The 21,739-nt window shown below is 59.8% G+C and carries 19 protein-coding genes; 14 read left to right on the top strand and 5 right to left on the bottom strand.

Annotated features, from left to right (window positions below; all coding sequences use genetic code 11):
- Positions 1-43: 43 nt before the first annotated feature.
- Together flgM and flgA are read right to left on the bottom strand one after the other, a co-directional pair.
- A complete protein-coding gene (gene flgM / locus AC3IT9_RS22305; protein WP_150726098.1) occupies positions 44-370 on the bottom strand; it encodes a flagellar biosynthesis anti-sigma factor FlgM in 327 nt (108 codons plus the stop codon).
- 166 nt (positions 371-536) lie between these two features.
- The gene (gene flgA / locus AC3IT9_RS22300) at positions 537-1,295 is read right to left on the bottom strand and encodes a flagellar basal body P-ring formation chaperone FlgA (RefSeq protein ID WP_150726099.1); all 759 of its coding nucleotides are present in this window, start codon (positions 1,293-1,295) and stop codon (positions 537-539) included.
- Between the two features lie 83 nt (positions 1,296-1,378).
- Between flgA and AC3IT9_RS22295 the strand changes: the two genes are divergently transcribed.
- The 6 genes from AC3IT9_RS22295 to flgE all read left to right on the top strand — a co-directional run bounded on the left by AC3IT9_RS22295 (position 1,379) and on the right by flgE (position 6,506).
- On the top strand, positions 1,379-2,311 hold the full coding sequence (locus tag AC3IT9_RS22295) for a chemotaxis protein CheV (protein WP_008051531.1): 933 nt from the start codon (positions 1,379-1,381) through the stop codon (positions 2,309-2,311).
- A 45-nt stretch (positions 2,312-2,356) separates the two neighbouring features.
- On the top strand, positions 2,357-3,184 hold the full coding sequence (gene cheR / locus AC3IT9_RS22290; RefSeq protein WP_007994597.1) for a protein-glutamate O-methyltransferase CheR: 828 nt from the start codon (positions 2,357-2,359) through the stop codon (positions 3,182-3,184).
- A gap of 366 nt (positions 3,185-3,550) precedes the next feature.
- Positions 3,551-3,958, top strand: a complete 408-nt coding sequence (gene flgB / locus AC3IT9_RS22285) for a flagellar basal body rod protein FlgB (RefSeq protein ID WP_008051530.1) — start codon at positions 3,551-3,553, stop codon at positions 3,956-3,958.
- Between the two features lie 3 nt (positions 3,959-3,961).
- Complete coding sequence (flgC, locus tag AC3IT9_RS22280; protein WP_007980123.1) at positions 3,962-4,405, top strand: flagellar basal body rod protein FlgC; 444 nt, start codon at positions 3,962-3,964, stop codon at positions 4,403-4,405.
- A gap of 15 nt (positions 4,406-4,420) precedes the next feature.
- On the top strand, positions 4,421-5,143 hold the full coding sequence (flgD, locus tag AC3IT9_RS22275; RefSeq protein ID WP_150726104.1) for a flagellar hook assembly protein FlgD: 723 nt from the start codon (positions 4,421-4,423) through the stop codon (positions 5,141-5,143).
- Between the two features lie 31 nt (positions 5,144-5,174).
- Complete coding sequence (gene flgE, locus AC3IT9_RS22270) at positions 5,175-6,506, top strand: flagellar hook protein FlgE (protein WP_489271045.1); 1,332 nt, start codon at positions 5,175-5,177, stop codon at positions 6,504-6,506.
- Positions 6,507-6,777: 271 nt separating this feature from the next.
- Here flgE and AC3IT9_RS22265 read toward each other — a convergent pair whose 3' ends face one another.
- Entirely contained in the window at positions 6,778-9,672 is a 2,895-nt protein-coding gene (locus AC3IT9_RS22265; protein ID WP_353741460.1) for a ribonucleoside-diphosphate reductase subunit alpha, read from the bottom strand.
- A 740-nt stretch (positions 9,673-10,412) separates the two neighbouring features.
- Between AC3IT9_RS22265 and AC3IT9_RS22260 the strand changes: the two genes are divergently transcribed.
- On the top strand, positions 10,413-11,135 hold the full coding sequence (locus AC3IT9_RS22260) for a response regulator (protein ID WP_008051517.1): 723 nt from the start codon (positions 10,413-10,415) through the stop codon (positions 11,133-11,135).
- Entirely contained in the window at positions 11,132-12,742 is a 1,611-nt protein-coding gene (locus AC3IT9_RS22255) for an ATP-binding protein (protein WP_150754068.1), read from the top strand. Before AC3IT9_RS22260 ends, AC3IT9_RS22255 begins: the two co-directional genes overlap by 4 nt.
- 126 nt (positions 12,743-12,868) lie before the next feature.
- Here the strand turns inward: AC3IT9_RS22255 and AC3IT9_RS22250 are convergent, their stop codons facing one another.
- Positions 12,869-13,594, bottom strand: a complete 726-nt coding sequence (locus tag AC3IT9_RS22250) for a 4'-phosphopantetheinyl transferase family protein (protein ID WP_489271044.1) — start codon at positions 13,592-13,594, stop codon at positions 12,869-12,871.
- Positions 13,595-13,827: 233 nt separating this feature from the next.
- Here AC3IT9_RS22250 and AC3IT9_RS22245 point away from each other — a divergent pair, with 233 nt between their 5' ends.
- The 4 genes from AC3IT9_RS22245 to AC3IT9_RS22230 all read left to right on the top strand — a co-directional run bounded on the left by AC3IT9_RS22245 (position 13,828) and on the right by AC3IT9_RS22230 (position 17,526).
- Positions 13,828-14,430: a hypothetical protein gene (locus tag AC3IT9_RS22245; RefSeq protein ID WP_489271043.1), complete on the top strand. Its 603-nt coding sequence runs from the start codon at positions 13,828-13,830 to the stop codon at positions 14,428-14,430.
- Between the two features lie 120 nt (positions 14,431-14,550).
- Positions 14,551-15,228, top strand: a complete 678-nt coding sequence (locus AC3IT9_RS22240; RefSeq protein ID WP_150726110.1) for a response regulator transcription factor — start codon at positions 14,551-14,553, stop codon at positions 15,226-15,228.
- Positions 15,225-16,571 (top strand): ATP-binding protein, encoded by a 1,347-nt coding sequence (locus AC3IT9_RS22235; RefSeq protein WP_150726111.1) that lies wholly within the window; start codon positions 15,225-15,227, stop codon positions 16,569-16,571. The genes AC3IT9_RS22240 and AC3IT9_RS22235 overlap by 4 nt, the downstream gene beginning before the upstream one ends.
- A 199-nt stretch (positions 16,572-16,770) precedes the next feature.
- Complete coding sequence (locus AC3IT9_RS22230; protein WP_489271041.1) at positions 16,771-17,526, top strand: polysaccharide deacetylase family protein; 756 nt, start codon at positions 16,771-16,773, stop codon at positions 17,524-17,526.
- A gap of 82 nt (positions 17,527-17,608) precedes the next feature.
- Here the strand turns inward: AC3IT9_RS22230 and AC3IT9_RS22225 are convergent, their stop codons facing one another.
- Positions 17,609-18,607: an AraC family transcriptional regulator gene (locus tag AC3IT9_RS22225; protein ID WP_150726113.1), complete on the bottom strand. Its 999-nt coding sequence runs from the start codon at positions 18,605-18,607 to the stop codon at positions 17,609-17,611.
- A gap of 339 nt (positions 18,608-18,946) precedes the next feature.
- Here AC3IT9_RS22225 and AC3IT9_RS22220 point away from each other — a divergent pair, with 339 nt between their 5' ends.
- Positions 18,947-20,281 (top strand): dicarboxylate/amino acid:cation symporter, encoded by a 1,335-nt coding sequence (locus tag AC3IT9_RS22220; protein WP_150726114.1) that lies wholly within the window; start codon positions 18,947-18,949, stop codon positions 20,279-20,281.
- Between the two features lie 156 nt (positions 20,282-20,437).
- A complete protein-coding gene (locus AC3IT9_RS22215) occupies positions 20,438-21,619 on the top strand; it encodes a CaiB/BaiF CoA transferase family protein (RefSeq protein ID WP_489271040.1) in 1,182 nt (393 codons plus the stop codon).
- Positions 21,620-21,739 lie beyond the last annotated feature (120 nt).

Raw genomic sequence — 21,739 nt, 5'->3', positions numbered from 1 at the left:
GCCTTGGGTTTTAAGCGTCCAAAAGCCTGGCGCCGGCGGTGGCCTAGCGCTGGGCTTCGAAGTTGAGCAGTTTGCTGGCTACACGGTTGCTGTCGACTTTATAGCTGCCATCGGCAATCGCTGCTTTCAACTCGGCCACGCGGGCGTTGTCGACGGCAGGCTGATCGCGCAGCTTGTCAGTGACCTTCTGCAACTGTTGAGCCTCATTGCTGAGATGTACCGATTCCCCGCTTTTGACGGTACCGGCCTGTTCGGCCGCGGACTCCAGCGGCGCGGATTTGCCGGCCTCGGCGCTTTCCTTGCTGACGCTGGTACGTGTACTGCCCGTAAGGGACGAGGAGCTGTTCAATCGGCTGAAATCGATGACCATGATAAAAACCTCTGGGAATTTGGACGCTTGCCATGGTTTCGGCCATTCCCTGGAAAACTTTAGGCCCATTTATCAATGAACCTTGCGCGCGCCAGCGCTTGCCGTGCCTGGAACACAGTCTAGGGAACAGCCGCGGCAAGCGCCACATTCTGATGAACAGAGCGCCTTACATGGACACTTCCACCTGACCCGGCGCCATGACCTGCGCCTTGATGACTCGCTGGGAGTTGAGGTTTTTCACCCGGATCTGTTCGCTCAGGCTGCCGTTTGACAGCGCTTCGCCCGGCATGCGCACGCTGAGCGTACCGCTGCGGGCGGTAATTACCACCTGATCACCCTTGCGGATGACCTCGGCCTGTTCGATATGCACCAGGGTAATCACCTGGTCGGCGACCATTGGTCGGGTCAGTCGCTGCCCGATCGCCTGATCGAGAGAGGTCAGGTAGCCCTGGCTGGTGAGGCTGATATCGCGCTCGCGCAGGACCACATCCCCAGGCTCGACAATGGCGGCGCGGCGCAGTGGCCGGGCGCTGGTCACGACATCGCGAAACAGGCGGATTTGAGCGGGCACGAAGACTGTCCAGGGGGAAACGCCCTCGCAGCGAACCTTGACCGTAACCCGTCCCAACGGCTTGGGACTCTCAAGCGTTGCTGTCAATTCCCTGTCGCACATGGGCATGTGCATGCGCGGATCGAGCGGGTTGACCTGGATCTCGTAGCGACCTTCCGTTTGGCTGGTAGCCAGATAGTCTTCTACGGTGAATTCAAGAAAGCCCTGAGTGACGCCGATAAGCATGTCAGGCAAGGTAACCGCGTCAGCAAGGGCAGGGCTGCCAGCGTTGAACAGGCAAACAGCCGCCAGCACGCCGAGCAATTTTCGGCAGGGTGTGGTCAGGCGTCGGAAAAATGTCGGTTCTGTGTTCATAACGATTAAAAAAGCAAGCGCCGTGCCGTTTAGTGATGAAGGCGCGTCGCAACAACACTTGGCGTTGGTGTAGGAGTCTGGGCATGGCTGGTGTAATGGATTCGGTAAACCAGCGCACGCAACTGGTGGGGCAGAATCGCCTTGAGCTGTTGTTGTTCCGTCTCGACGGCCAGCAGCTGTACGGGATCAACGTGTTCAAGGTTCGGGAGGTGCTGCAATGCCCCAAACTGACGCTGATGCCCAAGTCCAGTCCTGTCGTGTGCGGCGTGGCGAACATCCGGGGGGCGACCATCCCGATCCTTGATCTGGCGATGGCGACCGGCTCCGGTGCGTTGAAGGACAAGCACAACCCTTTCGTGATCATCACGGAGTACAACACCAAGACCCAGGGTTTCCTGGTCCGCTCGGTGGAGCGCATCGTCAACATGAACTGGGAGGAGATCCATCCGCCGCCCAAGGGCACCGGGCGCGATCACTACCTGACGGCGGTGACGCGGGTCGATAACCAGCTGGTCGAAATCATCGACGTCGAGAAGGTGCTGGCGGAAGTTGCGCCGACACCGGAAGCGATTTCCGTGGGCGTGGTGGATGTCGAAACCCAGCACAAGGCGCTTTCGTTACGCGTGCTGACGGTCGACGACTCATCGGTGGCGCGCAAGCAGGTCACGCGTTGCCTGCAAACGGTCGGCGTCGAAGTGGTGGCGCTGAACGACGGTCGGCAAGCGCTGGACTACCTGCGCAAACTGGTCGACGAGGGCAAGAAGCCGGAAGAAGAGTTCCTGATGATGATCTCCGACATCGAGATGCCGGAGATGGACGGGTACACCCTGACGGCGGAAATCCGCAATGACCCGCGCATGCAAAAGCTTCATATCATCCTGCACACTTCGTTGTCGGGGGTATTCAATCAGGCGATGGTCAAGAAGGTCGGTGCCGATGACTTCCTGGCCAAGTTCCGTCCTGATGACCTGGCATCCCGGGTAGTCGACCGGATCAAAGCAGCAGATATCAGCTAGGGGCTCGCACCCCTGGCAGTCAACACGATTTAAGAGGCGGCATCATTGTCTACGGGTAATTTGGATTTCGAACAGTTCCGGGTATTCCTGGAAAAAGCCTGTGGCATTTTGCTCGGTGAAAACAAGCAGTACCTGGTCTCCAGCCGTCTCAACAAACTGATGGAACAGCAAGGCATCAAGTCTTTGGGTGAGTTGGTTCAGCGCATGCAGACCCAGCCGCGCAGCGGTTTGCGCGAGCAGGTGGTGGATGCCATGACCACCAACGAAACCCTGTGGTTTCGTGACACCTACCCGTTTGAAGTCTTGAAGAACAAGGTACTGCCCGAAGCGATTAAGGCCAGTCCCGGCCAGCGCCTGCGCATCTGGTCGGCGGCGTGTTCGTCGGGCCAGGAGCCGTATTCGCTGTCGATGTCCATCGACGAGTTCGAGCGGGTCAACCTGGGTCAGCTGAGGATGGGTGTGCAGATTGTTGCCACCGACCTGTCCGGTACCATGCTGAACAACTGCAAGACCGGCGAGTACGACAGCCTGGCCATCGGCCGCGGCCTGTCACCCGAGCGCCTGCAACGTTACTTCGACCCGAAAGGGCCGGGGCGCTGGGCGATCAAGGCGCCGATCAAGAGCCGGGTGGAATTCCGCTCCTTCAACCTGCTGGACAGCTACGCGAGCCTCGGCAAGTTCGACATCGTGTTCTGCCGCAACGTGTTGATCTACTTCTCCGCCGAGGTGAAGAAGGACATCCTGTTGCGTATCCACAGCACGTTGAAGCCGGGCGGGTACCTGTTCCTCGGTGCTTCCGAAGCGTTGAACGGTTTGCCGGATCATTACCAGATGGTTCAGTGCAGCCCGGGGATCATTTACCAGGCGAAGTGATTGGACTGATTTCATCAAAAACGGGAGTCCTTCAGGGCTCCCGTTTTTTTGTGCCTGATGATTTCTCACAGGTACCACCTACCCCTGTGGGAGCGAGCCTGCTCGCGATGGCGTCCTGACAGTCGAGTTCAGCTTTGCCAGACACACCGCTATCGCGAGCAGGCTCGCTCCCACAGTGGCCGGCGGTGTTCTGAAAGGGTGAGGAGGCGGCAGAAAAGCGGCATGCGGCGGAAAACCGTTGCCGCTTTTCTGGCATTGCCGCGTTGCCATGGCCGGCAAAGCCCCGGTTTCCGGGCTTTTTTGAATTGGCATGGGGCTTGCTAAGTTGATCCTACGAAAAATCAGGTCACCCGAAGGTTTCCCGACATGAGCATCAGCTTCGATAAAGCGCTCGGTATCCACGAACAAGCCCTGGGCTTCCGCGCCCAGCGTGCCGAAGTCCTGGCCAACAACATCGCCAATGCCGATACCCCGAACTACAAGGCTCGGGACCTGGACTTCTCGAAAGTGCTCGCCGAGCAGAACGAGAAAACCAAAAGCGGCACCTTCGCCTTGAACATGACCAACAGCCGTCACATCGAAGCTGAAGGCCTGGGCAATGGCGACGAGTCGTTGCTGTATCGCACGCCGATGCAACCGTCGATCGACCAGAACACCGTGGACGCTCAGCTGGAACAGTCGAACTACGCGGAAAACGCGATCGGTTTCCAGGCCAGCTTCACCCTGCTCAACAGCAAATTCAAAGGGCTGGTATCAGCCCTGCGTGGAGAGTAAGCCATGTCTCTATCCAGTGTTTTCAACATTGCCGGTAGCGGCATGAGTGCGCAGACCACGCGCTTGAACACCGTCGCTTCGAACATCGCCAACGCCGAGACGGTCTCGTCGAGCATCGACCAGACCTACCGCGCGCGCCACCCGGTATTCGCCACCATGTTCCAGGGCGGGCAGAGCGGCGGCAGCGACTCGCTGTTCCAGAGCCAGGATGCCGCTGGCCAAGGCGTGCAGGTGCTGGGTGTGGTCGAAGACCAGAGCAATCTCGAGGCGCGCTACGAGCCGAACCATCCGGCGGCCGATGCCAAGGGTTACGTCTACTACCCGAACGTCAACGTGGTGGAAGAAATGGCCGACATGATTTCCGCGAGCCGTTCGTTCCAGACCAACGCCGAAATGATGAACACCGCCAAAACCATGATGCAGAAGGTCCTGACCCTCGGTCAGTGATAAGGGGCGACTCAGATGAGTGTTACCGATTCCACCAGTGGTTTGAGCCTCAACGACATCCTGGCCAACTCGTCGATCAAGACCAACACTACGACTGACGGCCTCGCGTCCGCAACCGGCAGCGCCACGGGCAACAAGGCGCTGGGCAAGGATGCGTTCCTGCAGTTGCTGGTGACCCAGCTGAAAAACCAGAACCCGCTGGAGCCCCAGGACAACGGCGCGTTCGTGGCCCAGTTGGCGCAGTTCAGCAGCCTTGAAGGCATCACCACGCTGAACAGCACCGTGAGCGGCCTGGCCAGCAACTACAACTCGTCCCAGGCCTTGCAGGCGTCGTCGCTGGTGGGGCGTTCGGTCATCGCGCCGGGCGACAAGGCCGTGGTCGATACCACCAAGAGCCTCAGTGGCACGGTGGTGGTTCCGTCTTCGGTGGCGTCCGCCACCCTGAAGATCACCGACGCCGACGGCAAGACCGTGCGCACCATCGACCTGGGTTCGCAGAAGGCCGGCAACGCCAGCTTCATCTGGGACGGCAAGAACGATGCGGGTGAGACGGTACCTGCGGGCACCTACACCTTCGGCGCCACGAGCACGATCGATGGCCAGTCCGTCGCGTTGATCACCAACCTGCCCGCCACCGTCAACAGCGTGACCATCAGCCAGACCGGCGGTGAGTTGATGCTCAATCTGGCCGGGCTGGGCAGCGTTGCCCTGTCCAAAGTACAAACCATTGGTATGTAGAGCCGACTAACACGGCACAAAGGAGTGGATGATGTCTTTCAATATCGGCCTTAGCGGTCTCTATGCAGCCAATAAACAACTGGACGTGACCGGCAACAACATCGCCAACGTCGCGACCACCGGTTTCAAATCGTCCCGCGCAGAATTCGAAGACGTGTACTCGGCGACCCGCCTGGGCACCGGCAGCAAGACTGTCGGCAACGGCGTGCGCCTGGCCAACGTTTCCCAGCAGTTCGGCCAGGGTGACGTGAGCAACACCGGCAACGTGCTCGACATGGGTATCCAGGGCAACGGTTTCTTCGTCCTGAGCAACAACGGTTCGCTGACCTACACCCGTGCCGGTACGTTCAAGACCGACAAGGAAGGCTACGTCACCAACAGCGACGGCACTGCCCGCCTGCAAGGTTACGGTGTGGATGCCAACGGCAAGATCGTCAATGGCGTGCTGACCGACCTGCGGATCGACACCTCCAACCTGGCGCCGAAGTCCACCAGCACCGTGTCGTCGACGATCAACCTGAACTCCACCTCGGCGGTGATCGACCAGACAGTGGCGGCGAACAAGTTCGACCCGTCCAAGACCGAGACCTTTACCAAGTCATTCAGTACCCCGATCTTCGATACTCAGGGTAACCAGCACACCATGGATCAATACATGGTCAAGACTGGAGCGAACACGTGGGACACCTACACGCTGATCGATGGCCGCAATCCGGATGGCAGTGATCCTACCGTTACCGCGCCGGTTGCTTCGACCATGTCGTTCGACTCCACCGGCAAACTGACTTCGGTCAGTACGCCCGTTACGCCGCCAACCACGCCACCGACTTCGGTGATCAGCAGTGACCTGAAAATCACCAACTGGACCCCGGGCAGTGTCACCAATGGCGTCTGGACAGCCAACGGCGCGGCAGCCGATCCGGCTGGATTGACCATCGCCATGGCCAACACCACCCAGTTCAACGCCGACACCGCGCGTTCGATTCCGGCGCAGAACGGTTACGCCACGGGCCAGATCACCAACCTGACCATCGACGGCAGCGGTGTGCTGCTGGCCAACTTCAGCAACAACCAGACCAAGCCGATCGGCCAGATTTCCCTGGCCAGCTTCACCAACGAGCAAGGCCTGCAGCCGGTAGGCGGCACCGGCTGGAAAGAAACCTACGCGTCGGGCATCCCGGGCTACGATGCACCGGAGACCGGCACCCTGGGTTCGATCGTTTCCAACTCCCTGGAAGAGTCCAACGTCAACCTGACCAATGAACTGGTCGACCTGATCAAGGCGCAGAGCAACTACCAGGCGAACGCCAAGACCATCTCCACTCAGAGCACCATCATGCAGACCATTATTCAGATGACCTGATGCTGGAAAGTGCTGTGCAAGGAGCCCCTCATCAGAGGGGCTTTTTTGTGGCCTGAGATTTTGCGTTGGAGGTGATGGCCTCATCGCGAGCAGGCTCGCTCCTACAGGGGACCGGGTCTTTCCAGATAAACACGATCAACTGTAGGAGCGAGCCTGCTCGCGATGGCGTCAGTCCGGCCATCATCATCCTTCAGGCAAAAGAAAACCCCCGACCCGCCAGAGGCTGATCGGGGGTTTCGAGTAAGCGCCTTGCGACGCTTACCGGCTCAGCTTATTGGCAAGCTTCGCAATCCGGCTCGTCGATGGCGCAAGCCTTCGGCACTGGAGCAGGACCTGCAGGCGCTGCCAGGACCGAGTCGTCACCGTGGTTGCCGCCGCTGGAAACAGCGTTCAGCTTACCGGTGTTGATGGTCGACTTCTCGGTGCTGGTCGCGGCCAGGGCACGGAGGTAGTAAGTGGTTTTCAGGCCACGGTACCAGGCCATGCGGTAGGTCACGTCCAGCTTCTTGCCCGAAGCGCCAGCGATGTACAGGTTCAGCGACTGAGCCTGGTCGATCCACTTCTGACGACGGCTTGCCGCGTCGACGATCCACTTGGTGTCCACTTCGAAAGCAGTCGCGTAGAGCTCTTTGAGTTCTTGCGGGATGCGCTCGATCTGCTGCACCGAACCGTCGTAGTACTTCAGGTCGTTGATCATGACCGAGTCCCACAGACCGCGAGCCTTCAGGTCGCGAACCAGGTACGGGTTGATCACGGTGAATTCGCCCGACAGGTTCGATTTCACATACAGGTTCTGGTAGGTCGGTTCGATCGACTGCGATACGCCAGTGATGTTGGCGATGGTCGCGGTCGGTGCGATGGCCATGATGTTCGAGTTACGGATGCCTTTCTGTACACGGGCGCGAACCGGTGCCCAGTCCAGGGATTCGTTCAGGTCGACATCGATGTACTTCTGGCCACGGGACTCGATCAGGATCTGTTGCGAATCCAGCGGCAGGATGCCTTTGGACCACAGCGAACCCTGGAAGGTCTCGTAGGCGCCGCGCTCGTCGGCCAGGTCGCAGGAAGCCTGGATCGCGTAGTAGCTGACCGCTTCCATCGACTTGTCGGCGAACTCGACGGCTGCAATGGAACCGTAAGGGATGTGCTGCAGGTACAGCGCGTCCTGGAAGCCCATGATGCCCAGGCCGACCGGACGGTGCTTGAAGTTGGAGTTCTTCGCTTGCGGCACCGAGTAGTAGTTGATGTCGATCACGTTATCGAGCATGCGCACGGCGGTGTTCACGGTGCGTTGCAGCTTGGCGGTGTCCAGCTTGCCGTCGACGATGTGGTTCGGCAGGTTGATCGAGCCCAGGTTGCAAACGGCGATCTCGTCCTTGTTGGTGTTCAAGGTGATCTCGGTGCACAGGTTCGAGCTGTGGACCACGCCCACGTGTTGCTGCGGGCTGCGCAGGTTGCACGGGTCCTTGAAGGTCAGCCATGGGTGGCCGGTTTCGAACAGCATGGACAGCATCTTGCGCCACAGGTCTTTGGCCTGGATGGTCTTGAACAGCTTGACCTTGCCCGGGTACTCGGTCAGGGCTTCGTAGTACTCGTAGCGCTCTTCGAAGGCCTTGCCGGTCAGGTCATGCAGGTCCGGTACTTCGGACGGCGAGAACAGGGTCCACTTGCCGTCATCGAAGACGCGCTTCATGAACAGGTCAGGGATCCAGTTGGCAGTGTTCATGTCGTGGGTACGACGACGGTCATCACCGGTGTTCTTACGGAGTTCGATGAACTCTTCGATGTCCATGTGCCAGGTTTCCAGGTAGGCACACACAGCGCCTTTGCGCTTGCCGCCCTGGTTAACCGCTACGGCGGTGTCGTTCACTACTTTCAGGAACGGCACGACGCCCTGGGACTTGCCGTTGGTGCCCTTGATGTACGAACCCAGCGCACGAACCGGGGTCCAGTCGTTGCCCAGGCCGCCAGCGAATTTCGACAGCATGGCGTTGTCGTGGATCGCGTGGTAGATGCCCGACAGGTCATCCGGCACGGTGGTCAGGTAGCAGCTCGACAGCTGTGGACGCAGGGTACCGGCGTTGAACAGGGTCGGGGTCGATGCCATGTAGTCGAAGGACGACAACAGGTTGTAGAACTCGATGGCACGGTCTTCACGGGCTTTCTCTTCGATCGCCAGGCCCATGGCTACACGCATGAAGAAGATCTGCGGCAGTTCGAAACGCACGCCATCCTTGTGGATGAAGTAACGGTCGTACAGGGTTTGCAGGCCCAGGTAGGTGAATTGCTGGTCGCGCTCGTGGTTGATCGCCTTGCCCAGTTTTTCCAGGTCGAATTCGGCCAGCACAGGGTTCAGCAGTTCGAACTCGATACCTTTGGCGACGTAGGCCGGCAGCGCCTTGGCGTACAGGTCGGCCATTTCGTGGTGAGTGGCGCTCTCGGCCACACCGAGGAAGCCCAGGCCTTCGCCGCGCAGGGTGTCCATCAGCAGGCGCGCGGTCACGAACGAGTAGTTCGGCTCGCGTTCAACCAGGGTACGGGCAGTCATCACCAGGGCGGTGTTGACGTCGTTCAGGGCCACGCCGTCGTACAGATTCTTCAGGGTTTCGCGCTGGATCAGGTCGCCGTCGACTTCTTCCAGGCCTTCGCACGCTTCGGTGACGATGGTGTTCAGGCGGCCCATGTCCAGAGGAGCAAAGGTGCCGTCGGCGCGGGTGATGCGGATCGACGGGTGAGCATTGACCGCTTCTTCGGCCGGTGCGTGGGCGGCGCGTTCTTTCGAACGACCGTCACGGTAGATCACGTAGTCGCGAGCGACTTTTTGCTCGCCGGCACGCATCAGGGCCAGTTCGACCTGGTCCTGGATTTCTTCGATGTGGATGGTGCCGCCCGATGGCATGCGACGCTTGAAGGTCGCGGTGACCTGTTCGGTCAGGCGGGCAACGGTGTCGTGGATTCGCGACGAGGCAGCAGCGGTGCCGCCTTCAACTGCGAGGAACGCTTTGGTGATGGCGACGGTGATTTTGTCATCGGTGTAGGGAACGACAGTGCCGTTACGCTTGATCACGCGCAGTTGGCCAGGCGCGGTGGCGGACAGATCCGAATTCGAATCAGCGGCCTGCGGCAAGGTGCCCTGCGGGTTCTCGCGAGTTGTGTCGGTTTGCATGGGGGAGTGTCTCCACATTCTCTATGTTTGTTTGGGCACCATCACGGTGCCCACCGTTCCGTCCTGAAGCACTACAACCGGCGAGCGCCGGGCATAACAACTTCGGGACAGTAGGAAGGGGGCTTTATCGAGCGCCGCTTCCATGCCGAAGTCTTTGGTCTCACGCCTTGGGCCTGAAACCTTGGTCCTTTGCAGGTGACAGTTGGGACTGCAACACCCGTACCGTTTTCACCACTCGGGGCCGAAATACAGTAGCCATCCGCATGCGCGGTTTGGTCTTTCGAAAATACGTATGGTTCAACCGGACAGAGGCAATAAAAGCGCTTGAAATTGGTGTCTGGTTTGTGTTTGGTTTTTTGCGCAAAACCCTACATCTAGGGTTTTTTTAGCGCCGGGCTACAAGATAATGCGTTTTGGGGGGCGATTGCAACGTACTGCCTGTGGATAAACCTGTGCGTAAATTGTGTGTGAAAGAGGGAACCGGCGTGTAGGCCGCGACCTTGCTGGACCGGACCTTTTTTCAGCGATTTTCAACGAACGAAAACGGCCGGGCGGATTTTTAAGGGCGCGAACCCTATCACAAAAAACCCTGTTGTCCGAACGCATTTACCCGCTTGTGTTCTCGACGGGCGACGTTTATACAATCGGCCCAGCGTGTATACATTTTTATCCCCCCGAATCATTACAAAAAGACGGGCGGATCCTTCCTTATGAGTGTTTTTGGCAAGCAGAGGTCACCCGTGGAGCAAGAAGCCTGGCAGGTATTGATTGTGGAGGACGACCAGCGACTGGCCGAACTGACCCGCGATTACCTGGAAGCCAATGGCCTGCGTGTATCGATCGAAGGCAATGGTGCGCTCGCGGCGAATCGCATCATCAAGGAACAGCCGGACCTGGTCATCCTCGACCTGATGCTCCCCGGTGAAGATGGCCTGAGCATTTGCCGCAAGGTCCGTGCCCGCTATGACGGCCCGATCCTGATGCTCACCGCCCGCACCGATGACACTGACCAGATTCTCGGCCTGGACCTGGGTGCTGACGACTATGTGTGCAAACCGGTGCGCCCGCGCCTGCTGCTGGCGCGCATACAGGCCTTGTTGCGTCGCAGTGAAACGCCTGAAGTCGCTCCGGAAAAACAGCGGCGCCTGCAGTTCGGCCCGCTGATCGTCGACAACGCCTTGCGCGAAGCCTGGTTGCAGGGCAACGGCATCGAGCTGACCAGCGCCGAATTCGACCTGCTCTGGCTATTGGTGGCCAATGCCGGGCGCATCCTCTCCCGGGAGGAGATCTTCACCGCGCTGCGGGGCATCGGCTATGACGGTCAGGACCGCTCCATCGATGTGCGCATCTCGCGCATCCGCCCGAAGATCGGCGATGACCCGGAGCATCCACGGCTGATCAAGACCGTGCGCAGCAAGGGCTATCTGTTCGTTCCCGAGGCTTGCGTAGACCCGTCCCTGTGAACTCGATCTTCCTGCGTATCTATGGCGGCATGTGCGCCGCGCTGATTCTGGTGGCGGTGCTCGGTGTGCTGGCGTTGCACCTGCTCAATGAGGTGCGCAGCGAGCAATACCGCGAGCGCCTGGCCCACGGCACGTTTTCGTTGATGGCCGATAACCTGCAACCGATGAACCAGACCGAGCGCCACCGGGCCTTGCTGGTGTGGGAGCGGCTGCTGGGGATTCCGCTGGCGCTGAAAACCTTTGCCGAGACTGACCTCGACCTTACCCAACGCACTCGCGTGTTGCGCGGCCAGGCATTGGTGGAACAGACCGGGCCGCACGCGGCGAAGGTCTACAAGCTGGTCAGCGACAAGGAACAGTTGATGCTCACCGGGGAAGTGCAGCAGATCAGCGAGCAACTGGCCCGGGCGACCATCTACCTGTTGACCGATGAACTGGTGCGCACCCCGGTCGCCGACCAGCCCTTGCGCCTGGCGCAATTGAAGGAAAGCAAGGGCTTCGGCTTCGACCTGCGCCTGGTCACTGTCGACCAGGCGGACATGGACGAAGACCAGCGCCGCCGGGTGTCCGAGGGTGACACCGTGATGGCGCTGGGCAAGGGGGGCGACTCGATCCGGGTATTTGCCGGCATGGTCGGCACGCCGTGGGTCCTGGAAATCGGCCCGTTGTATCAGATGAATCCTTATCCGCCGGAATGGCTGGTGCTGATCGCCGCGCTGGGCCTGACGCTGATCGGTTTGATCGTCTATCTGCTGGTGCGTCAGCTCGAGCGACGCTTGCGTGGCCTGGAGGCCGCCGCCACGCGCATTGCCAAGGGCAGCCTGGAAACCCGCGTGCCGGCGCGCGGTGCGGACTCGGTGGGGCGGCTGGCCTCGGCGTTCAACGGCATGGCCGAACACTTGCAGCAGTTGCTGGCGATCCAGCGTGAACTGGTGCGCGCGGTGTCTCACGAATTGCGTACGCCGGTGGCGCGCCTGCGCTTTGGCCTGGAAATGATCGGCTCGGCCACCACGCCGCAAGCCCTGGAAAAATACTGCCAGGGCATGGACCACGACATCGAGGACCTCGACCGGCTGGTTGACGAGATGCTGACCTACGCGCGGCTCGAACAGGGGTCGCCGGCGCTGAACTTTCAGCGGATCGATCTGGATGCCTTGGTCGATCAGGTGATCGAAGAACTGGCGCCGTTGCGCGCCGACGTCACGGTGCAACGGGGATTGTGTCTGTCGGCCGCCGATAACGACGACGCCTGGGTCGAGGCTGAACCGCGCTATCTGCATCGGGCGATCCAGAACCTGGTGACTAATGCCATGCGCCATGCGCAATCACGGGTGACCATCAGCTATCAGGTGGGGCAGCAGCGATGCCGGGTGGATATCGAGGATGACGGGCCGGGCGTGCCGGAGTCAGCGTGGGAGAAGATCTTTACGCCGTTCCTGCGTCTCGACGACAGCCGTACCCGCGCGTCTGGAGGCCATGGGTTAGGCCTGTCCATTGTGCGCCGCATCATCCATTGGCATGGCGGGCGCGCGTTGATCGGCAAGAGCAAGAGCCTGGGCGGGGCGTGCTTCAGTCTGAGCTGGCCGCGCAATCAGGAGAAGCGTTGAGCCCTCGTGTAGTCTGATATGGCCCCATCGCGAGCAGGCTCGCTCCCACAGGGATTTGTGGTGTGGCATAGATCCAGTGTGGGAGCGAGCCTGCTCGCGATGGCGGCCTGACAGGCGCCAAAGACTTCAGGCCTTGATGCTGACCAGGCTCAACAACTGCCCATCCTTGACCCCAAACTGCGCATCCAGCTTGGTGCCATTGCGCCATTCCCTGGACAAATCAGTAAGCAATCGCAACCGCACCTCACCCGACTCACTCCATTCCAGCACTTCGGCGTGTTCGAAATAAAAACGGCGCCGAACGATCGGATAGAGGGCCTTGAACAGGCTTTCCTTGACCGAGAACGTCAGGGTGACCAGCAACGCCCGTTGATCGTGATCACCGGCCGCCATGCGCTGGAGTTCCGGCGGATTGAGGATTTCCCCGGCCAGGCGTTCGGCCCGTTCGGCATTGAGCAGGTTTTCCAGGTCCATGCCCAGGCCGCGCCAATGGCTTTTGTTCGCCACGATCGCCGCGGCCCGGCCAGTGCTGTGGGTGATCGAGCCAGCGATATGAGCAGGCCAGACCGGTGCCCGGTCTTCACCAATGGCCGGAATGACGCTCAATCCTTCGAGCCGCTGTAACGCGGCCCGGGCACACACTCGCCCGGCGAGAAACTCCGCCTGCCGTTTGGCGACAGAGCGTTGAATGCTCGCCGGCGCTTCGACAGCGCTGCGCTGAAAGTCATCGCTGGCCAGTCGGGCGCTATCGAAATGAGTGCTCAGCAGGACCGTATCGGGCAGCACAAACGGCAGCGGCCAATGGTCATCGAGGGGCGTGCAGCAGACGGGCAGGGCGGGGGTTGGATTCATATCTGGCATTTTGCCGGGTTGGCTTGAGGCTGGGTAGTGCAAAGCTTCTGACGAATGGGTAGCCGGCGCCGGCCTTGTCCATTGCATGGTCGGATTTCCTGTTGAAACGTGTCGAAATATTCAGGGCGGGTCGGTTCAGCCCAGGTTCAGAGTGTGTTCAGGGGGAGTTCAGGGCGCGGTGCGTAACCTTGCCCCGTACCCAAAAAACAAACGGCAAATGAGGAAACTCCCCAATGACTGGATTCAAAAAACTGCTTCTGGCATTCACGATTCTGGGCGCAAGCACTGCGGCTTTCGCGTCCGACGAAAACTTCGCCAGCCTTACTCTTGGACAGACCAGCGACAAGGTCAAAAAATCCCACGCCTTGAACGACAACCTCAATCACCCGAACGCCGATAGCGTGATCGGCAAGGACACTACCTGGGGTGTTCGCCTGGGCCAGCAAAACACCAAGGGCCGCTACTACGCCACTTACGACAATGTGTCGGGCTCGCACAACGGCATTAAACTGCGTCAGGAAAACCTCCTGGGCAGCTACGATCTGTTCTTCCCGGTAGGCGGCAGCACCAGGCTGTTCGGTGGCGCCACGGCCGGCCTGACCAAAATGACTCAGGAGTCGCCAGGCTTCAGCCGCGACAGCGATATCGGCTACGCCATCGGTGGCCAGGTGGGTGTGCTGCAACAGGTTTCGCAGAACACCTCGGTTGAACTGGGTTACCGTTACCTGCGCAGCAACGCCAGCACCGAGATGAGTGAGCGCGGAGGCAGCAAGCAGGGTTCGCTGGACCTGAGCAGCAGCGCCCAGACTTACCTGTCTGCCAACTACGCTTTCTGACAAGCGTTTCGTGAGCGGCCTGAGCCGGATCAGCCCGAGTGACTGATCCGGCGTTGCCATGTTAGCTATTGAGGTGCGACGTTGTGCCTCTGGAGATGTTGATTTGCCCGGGAGAGCGTTATGAAACTGCTGGTCGTCGAAGATGAAGCGCTGCTGCGTCATCACCTGCAAACCCGCCTGACGGAGAGCGGCCACGTGGTCGAGTCCGTGGCCAACGCCGAGGAGGCGCTGTACCAGACCGCGCAGTTCAACTTTGACCTGGCGGTGATCGACCTCGGTCTGCCGGGCATGAGCGGGCTCGACCTGATTCGCCAGTTGCGTTCGAGTGGCAAGAGCTTCCCGATCCTGATCCTCACCGCGCGCGGCAACTGGCAGGACAAGGTCGAAGGCCTGGCCGCCGGTGCCGACGATTACGTGGTCAAGCCATTCCAGTTCGAAGAGCTGGAGGCCCGCCTGAATGCCTTGCTGCGCCGCTCCAGTGGTTTCACCCAGTCGACCATCGTTGCCGGTCCCTTGCTGCTGGATCTGAATCGCAAGCAGGCGTCCCTCGACGAACAACCGCTGGCGCTGACCGCGTATGAGTACCGCATTCTCGAATACCTGATGCGTCACCATCAGCAAGTGGTACCCAAGGACCGCTTGATGGAACAGCTCTACCCGGATGACGACGAGCGTGATCCGAATGTGATCGAGGTGCTGGTCGGACGTCTGCGTCGCAAACTGGAGGGGCCGGGCGGGTTCAAGCCGATCGACACCGTGCGCGGCCTGGGCTACCTGTTCAATGAGCGTTGCACTTGATCCGTTCGCTGCGCATTCGCTTGATGCTCGCCGCCACGCTGTTGGCGGTGTTGTTCATGCTGGCGTTGCTGCCGGCGATGCAGGGTGCCTTCAGCCTGGCGCTGCAGGACTCCATCGAGCAGCGTCTGGCATCCGACGTGACCACGCTGATCTCTGCCGCCCGGGTGGAGAACAACAGCCTGCAGATGCCGGCGCAATTGCCCGACGAACGCTTCAACCTTACCGATAGCCGATTGCTCGGCTACATCTATGACCGTGAAGGGCATCTGGTCTGGCGTTCGAAGGCGACCCAGGAAGAACGCATCAATTACAAGCCGCGCTACGACGGGCGTGGCAACGAGTTTGCGCGGATCCGCGAAGCCAATGGCCAGGAGTTCTTCGTCTACGACGTCGAGGTCAAGTTGCTCGGCGGCAAAAGCGCAGCCTTCAGCATCGTGGCGTTGCAGCCGGTTCGCGAGTACGAGGTGACCCTCGAAGGCCTGCGGGAAAATCTCTATCTGGGTTTTGGCGCAGCACTGCTGGTGCTGCTGGCGTTGCTGTGGATCGGCTTGACCTGGGGCTTGCAGGCATTGCGGCGCTTGAGCCAGGAACTGGACCAGATCGAAGGTGGCACCCGCGAAAGCCTCAGTGAGGAACATCCCCGGGAATTGCTGCGCCTGACCGGCTCTCTCAACCGTTTGCTGCACAGTGAGCGTGAGCAGCGCAGTCGCTACCGCGATTCCCTTGATGACCTGGCCCATAGTCTGAAAACACCCCTGGCGGTGTTGCAAGGCGTCAGTGAAGACCTGGCCCAGCGTCCCGAGGATCGCGATCAGGCCTGGGTGCTGCAAACCCAGATCGAACGCATGAGCCAGCAGATCAGCTACCAGTTGCAGCGCGCCAGCCTGCGAAAAAGCGGCCTGGTACGTCATCAGGTGCACTTGCGGCCGGTGCTGAAAAGCCTGTGCGATACGCTGGACAAGGTCTATCGCGACAAGCGCGTGCACGTCGCGTTCGACCTGCCCGACCCGTGCTACGTACCGATCGAACAGGGCGCTCTGTTGGAGATGATGGGCAACCTGCTGGAAAACGCCTATCGCCTGTGCCTGGGCGAAATACGCATCAGTGTGCGTGAAACCCTCAGCGGCACCGAGTTGTGTGTCGAGGACGACGGCCCCGGCGTACCACAGGATCAGCGCTCACGGATTCTCGAGCGCGGAGAGCGCCTGGACCGCCAGCACCCGGGGCAGGGCATCGGCCTGGCGGTGGTCAAGGACATCATCGAGAGCTACAGCGCCAAGCTGACCCTGGGCGATTCACCGATGGGCGGGGCGGCGTTCCGGATTCATTTTCCGGCGCTTTGAACCGGTATTTGATAGCGGTCTTTTCGGGCCGCTACAGGCATCAAGCGTTAAACGACCGGCAACAATGTTTTGTTGGCGTTCAGCCGTTTGCTGGCAGGTAATAAGCCTCGCCATATTGACGACATGCACACGCAGAGCCTGTGTTGGTTGCATGAGTGGATAGGGGCTGAAGCGTTACAAGCCACCAAAGGAGATAAAAATGGAAAGGAAGAAAGTTTGGCTGACGTTTGACGACGGTCCTCGGCAAACCCAGACCGAAACCGTGCTCGAAACACTGGCGCAGTTTGATATCAAGGCAACGTTTTTTATTGTTGGCAATCTGGTTGCCAGACATGGCGAGCGTATCAAGCGCATCCTGTGCGAAGGGCACCGGATCGGCAATCACACTTACGATCATCTAAGACTGGTCGGCCAGGACAAAGACACGATCATCGATCAGATCAAAATGACGGAGCAGGCACTGGCTCCCTACCAGCAGCCGGACCTGATCATGAGGCCGCCTTATGGTGCTCACGATGCGCTGGTCGATCGCACTGTCGCCGAATTGGGGTACCGGCAGGTTCTCTGGAGTGTGGATACCCTGGACTGGAACAGCAACTACCAACCGGGAGGCTGGGTATCCCATGGTGTTGAGCAAATAAGGAAAAGAAAGAACTCCATTGTGCTGATGCATGACATACACGCGACCACGGCCAATAATCTTGGCCGGTTCATCGAACAGATAAACCTGCTGGGCGATGTGGATTTCGAATCACCGGCCACACTGGCGATTCCGCCGGTCAGTCAGTTGAACATGTATGTGGTTGTAAGGGGCGATACACTGTCCAAAGTTGCCAGAGAGTTTTATGGTGATGCTGCCAAGTACCCACTGATCTTTAATGCAAACAGGTCGGTGCTGGATCATCCGGATAAAATTTACCCTGGCTTGTCACTGATCATCCCGCCTTTAGAGTAAGCGTTCGCAAAACCTGGACGGGGTATTTTCGAGTGTGTTTGCAAGGGCGGCAGTGATCACTGCGCAACGTGGGTGCTGAAACTCAGCTCTCCTGCGCCCGATAAGCCCCCGGCGTCAGCCCCGTCCACTTCTTGAACGCCCGGTGAAACGCCGACGGCTCGGAAAACCCCAGCTGCTCGGCGATCTGTTGCAACGACAGGTCAGCGCGACTCAGGTGATAAATCGCGATGTCCCGGCGCAACTGGTCCTTCAATTCCTGAAAGCTCGAACCCTCTTCCCGCAAATGCCGGCGCAAGGTTTGCGGGCTGATGTGCAGGTGGGCGGCCACGGCTTCCAGGTCGGGCCAGCGAGAGCTGTCGCGACTGAGCAAGCGCCGCAGGCGGCTGCTCAAACTGTCGCCATCGTCCGGGCGCGAGAGCAGGTCGGCGGGGGAGCGCTCGAGGAAATGCTTGAGGGTGCGTTCATCCTGCAACAGCGGCATGGTCAGGTAGCGGCTGTGAAACAACAAGCTGCTCTGGGGCCTGGAAAACTCAAGCGGACAGGAAAACAGCAGGTCGTACTCGGCGCCGTGTTCGGGCCGGGGGTAGCTGAACGTGGCCTGTTCCAGGCGAATGCGCTGGCCGATCAACCAACTGCCGAAACGGTGCCAGATCACCAGCAGGCTTTCGCTGAGGAAATGATCCGGGTCCCAGAGTTGCGAGTCGTCCAGGCTCAGGCGCACCCATTCATCTTCGCGGCTCAGGGTCAAACGCGGAGCCCCGGGGAATAGGCTGTAAAACAATAAGCCGCGATTGAGTGCCTTATCCAGGCTGCGACAGTGAATTACGGCATGGCACATCATCGCGAAGCTGCCCGGTCTGCTTGGGGCTTGCCCGAACCCCAGGTACTCGTCGTCCAGTGCCAGCCATAACGCCTGGATCAGTTGGGTGAATTGCTCCGGAGCGATACGTGCCCGGGGCTCGTCCAGCAACTCGGGGCTGATTCCCAGTTGCTGTAGCAGGCCCGAATAGTCGTAGCCGTGCCGACGCGCACCACCCAGGGCGGCGCGGGCGAAATGACTGGCGATGGTGCGTTCGCGCATGGCAGCAGATCCGACCGTTGATCGACGGATGTTAGCTGCGCACCGCGGGCATGAACAGGGCGGATATCCGCCAAATAGCAGGACGACTTTTAATGGAAGGGCGGAAATCCGCCACATGCTTGTAGTCGTTCGGTGACAGGGAATTGGCTGCAACCCCAGATATAAAAAGGCACGCAGGGATTTTACGGAAGGTGGCACGGGCCTTGCGATACAACGAGCAGATGCCTGCCGTTGCGCAGCTCGAAAAAACAAATCCCTCCAGTGCAGGAGGGTTCGCAAATGAGGTGTCAGGGACAACAGATGGATGTTGTTACTGAGGCACTCTTGAGGAACTTTGCAATGACGACTCGTCAGCCACTGTATAAATCCCTGTACTTCCAGGTGATCGTTGCCATCGCTATCGGCATTTTGCTCGGTCACTTCTACCCGCAGACCGGTGTAGCCCTCAAACCGCTGGGTGACGGGTTCATCAAACTGATCAAAATGGTCATCGCGCCGATCATCTTCTGTACCGTCGTCAGTGGAATCGCCGGCATGCAGAACATGAAATCGGTCGGCAAGACCGGCGGCTATGCGCTGCTGTACTTCGAAATCGTGTCCAGCATTGCCTTGCTGATCGGCCTGGTCGTGGTCAACGTCGTGCAACCGGGTGTCGGCATGCACATCGACGTATCGACCCTGGATACCAGCAAAATCGCTGGCTTCATCTCGGCTGGTAAAGACCAAAGCATCATTGCCTTTGTCCTCAACGTGATCCCGAACACCATCGTCGGCGCGTTCGCCAACGGCGACATCCTGCAAGTGCTGATGTTCTCGGTGATCTTCGGTTTCGCCCTGCATCGCCTAGGTGCCTACGGCAAGCCGGTGCTGGACTTCATCGATCGCTTTGCTCACGTGATGTTCAACATCATCAACATGATCATGAAGCTCGCTCCAGTCGGTGCGTTCGGTGCGATGGCTTTCACCATCGGTGCCTATGGCGTCGGTTCGCTGGTGCAACTGGGCCAGTTGATGATCTGCTTCTACATCACCTGCATCCTGTTCGTGCTCCTGGTACTGGGTGCCATCTGCCGCGCGCACGGTTTCAGCGTCATCAAATTGATTCGCTACATCCGTGAAGAACTGCTGATCGTGCTGGGCACTTCCTCTTCGGAATCCGCTCTGCCACGCATGCTGATCAAAATGGAACGCCTGGGTGCACAGAAATCCGTTGTGGGTCTGGTGATCCCGACTGGTTACTCGTTCAACCTCGACGGTACGTCGATCTACCTGACCATGGCCGCTGTGTTCATCGCTCAGGCGACAGACACCCCAATGGACCTCACTGCCCAGATCACCTTGCTGCTGGTGCTGCTGTTGTCCTCCAAGGGCGCCGCCGGTGTGACCGGTAGTGGCTTCATCGTGTTGGCTGCCACCCTGTCCGCCGTTGGCTCCCTGCCGGTGGCCGGCCTGGCGCTGATCCTCGGTATAGACCGCTTCATGTCCGAAGCCCGTGCCCTGACCAACCTGGTGGGTAACGCTGTTGCGACCCTGGTCGTGGCCAAGTGGGTGAAAGAGCTGGACGAAGACACGCTGCAAGTCGAACTGGCTTCCGGCGGTCGCGGTATCTCCGACGAGCGTGAAGTAGACGACTTGGGCGTGGCCGAAGGCCCAGCCCCGGCCAGCGTCAAGTAAACGCTCCACAGAAACTCGGCCTGCAATGAAAAACCCGCTTCGGCGGGTTTTTCATGCCTGCGATTTGAGCGCAACGGTCACCGCCAGTGACGCATCAGGTGATTGCTACGATGTTCTCGGCTGCCTAGGCTTGGAGGATCGCACTGGAGAACACTTATGCTCGGTCCACTGGCATCACTCAAGGTTCTGGATTTCTCGACACTGCTGCCGGGGCCGTTCGCCTCGTTGCTGCTGGCGGACATGGGCGCCGAGGTGCTGCGCATCGAATCACCGACGCGCATGGATCTGCTGCGGGTGTTGCCGCCCCACGATCAAGGCGTGTCAGCCAGTCATGCCTACCTCAACCGCAACAAGCGCAGCCTCGCCCTGGATCTCAAGCAGCCTGAGGCGCTGGAGGTGATCAGGTCGTTGCTGCAGGACTACGACATCGTGCTTGAGCAGTTCCGCCCGGGCGTCATGGAACGTCTGGGCCTGGGTTACGAAGCCCTGAAGGCGATCAATCCGAAATTGATTTATGTGTCGATCACCGGCTACGGCCAGACCGGTCCTTACAAGGACCGCGCCGGCCATGACATCAACTACCTGGCTCTGTCCGGGCTGGCGAGTTACACCGGCCGGACCGACAGTGGGCCGCTGCCATTGGGCATGCAGGTGGCAGATGTCGCGGGTGGTTCGCTGCACGGAGTGATTGGCTTGCTGGCGGCAGTCATTGCCCGGCAGCAAACCGGGCAGGGCCAGCACCTGGATGTCAGCATGACCGACTGTGCGTTCAGCCTGAATGCGATGGCGGGTGCCGGGTATCTGGCCTGTGGCGTCGAGCCGGGTCCGGAAAACCAGGTGCTCAACGGCGGTAGCTTCTACGATTACTACCGCTCCCGGGATGGGCGCTGGCTGTCGGTGGGCAGCCTGGAACCGGCCTTCATGAAACAGTTGTGTACGGCGTTGGGGCTGGAGGAATTGGCCAGCCTCGGCCTGTCACCGCATCCGGCGCATCAGAAACAGCTTAAAGACGCGCTGAGGGTCGAATTCGAAAAGCATGACTTCGCCGATTTGCGCGCGCTGTTCGCCGAACTGGATGCGTGTGTCGAGCCGGTGTTGAGCCTGGGAGAAGCGCTGTGTCATCCGCAGTTGCAGGCGCGGGAGTTGGTGACCGACGTGCCCCGTGGCGATGGTTCAAGTCAGGCGCAGATGGCGTGCCCGCTGAAGTTTTCGCAAGGTTTGCCTGAGCCTCGGCATATTGGCGTGGCGCTGGGGCAGCATACGGATCAGGTGTTGGGGGAGTTGGGGTTGAGTGCTGAGCGGATTGCTCAATTGCGGTTCGCCAAGGTAATTCTCTAGCGTCAGCACCAGCCTCTTCGCGGGCAAGCCCGCTCCCACACTGGTTTTGTGTCACGCCACAGATCCCCTGTGGGAGCGAGCTTGCTCGCGATGGCGGCAGCACATACACCGGAAATCCAA

Source organism: Pseudomonas sp. KH_046_1 (genome assembly GCF_057839025.1).
This window is presented reverse-complemented; position numbering and strand designations above follow the sequence as displayed.

Excerpts from the sequence above, each read along its gene's own strand:
- flgM (WP_150726098.1), bottom strand. The coding sequence starts at position 370 with ATGGTCATCGATTTCAGCCGATTGAACAGCTCCTCGTCCCTTACGGGC.
- flgA (WP_150726099.1), bottom strand. The coding sequence starts at position 1,295 with ATGAACACAGAACCGACATTTTTCCGACGCCTGACCACACCCTGCCGA.
- AC3IT9_RS22295 (WP_008051531.1), top strand. The coding sequence starts at position 1,379 with ATGGCTGGTGTAATGGATTCGGTAAACCAGCGCACGCAACTGGTGGGG.
- flgB (WP_008051530.1), top strand. The coding sequence starts at position 3,551 with ATGAGCATCAGCTTCGATAAAGCGCTCGGTATCCACGAACAAGCCCTG.
- flgC (WP_007980123.1), top strand. The coding sequence starts at position 3,962 with ATGTCTCTATCCAGTGTTTTCAACATTGCCGGTAGCGGCATGAGTGCG.
- flgD (WP_150726104.1), top strand. The coding sequence starts at position 4,421 with ATGAGTGTTACCGATTCCACCAGTGGTTTGAGCCTCAACGACATCCTG.
- flgE (WP_489271045.1), top strand. The coding sequence starts at position 5,175 with ATGTCTTTCAATATCGGCCTTAGCGGTCTCTATGCAGCCAATAAACAA.
- AC3IT9_RS22265 (WP_353741460.1), bottom strand. The coding sequence starts at position 9,672 with ATGCAAACCGACACAACTCGCGAGAACCCGCAGGGCACCTTGCCGCAG.
- AC3IT9_RS22250 (WP_489271044.1), bottom strand. The coding sequence starts at position 13,594 with ATGAATCCAACCCCCGCCCTGCCCGTCTGCTGCACGCCCCTCGATGAC.
- AC3IT9_RS22245 (WP_489271043.1), top strand. The coding sequence starts at position 13,828 with ATGACTGGATTCAAAAAACTGCTTCTGGCATTCACGATTCTGGGCGCA.
- AC3IT9_RS22240 (WP_150726110.1), top strand. The coding sequence starts at position 14,551 with ATGAAACTGCTGGTCGTCGAAGATGAAGCGCTGCTGCGTCATCACCTG.
- AC3IT9_RS22230 (WP_489271041.1), top strand. The coding sequence starts at position 16,771 with ATGGAAAGGAAGAAAGTTTGGCTGACGTTTGACGACGGTCCTCGGCAA.
- AC3IT9_RS22225 (WP_150726113.1), bottom strand. The coding sequence starts at position 18,607 with ATGCGCGAACGCACCATCGCCAGTCATTTCGCCCGCGCCGCCCTGGGT.
- AC3IT9_RS22220 (WP_150726114.1), top strand. The coding sequence starts at position 18,947 with ATGACGACTCGTCAGCCACTGTATAAATCCCTGTACTTCCAGGTGATC.
- AC3IT9_RS22215 (WP_489271040.1), top strand. The coding sequence starts at position 20,438 with ATGCTCGGTCCACTGGCATCACTCAAGGTTCTGGATTTCTCGACACTG.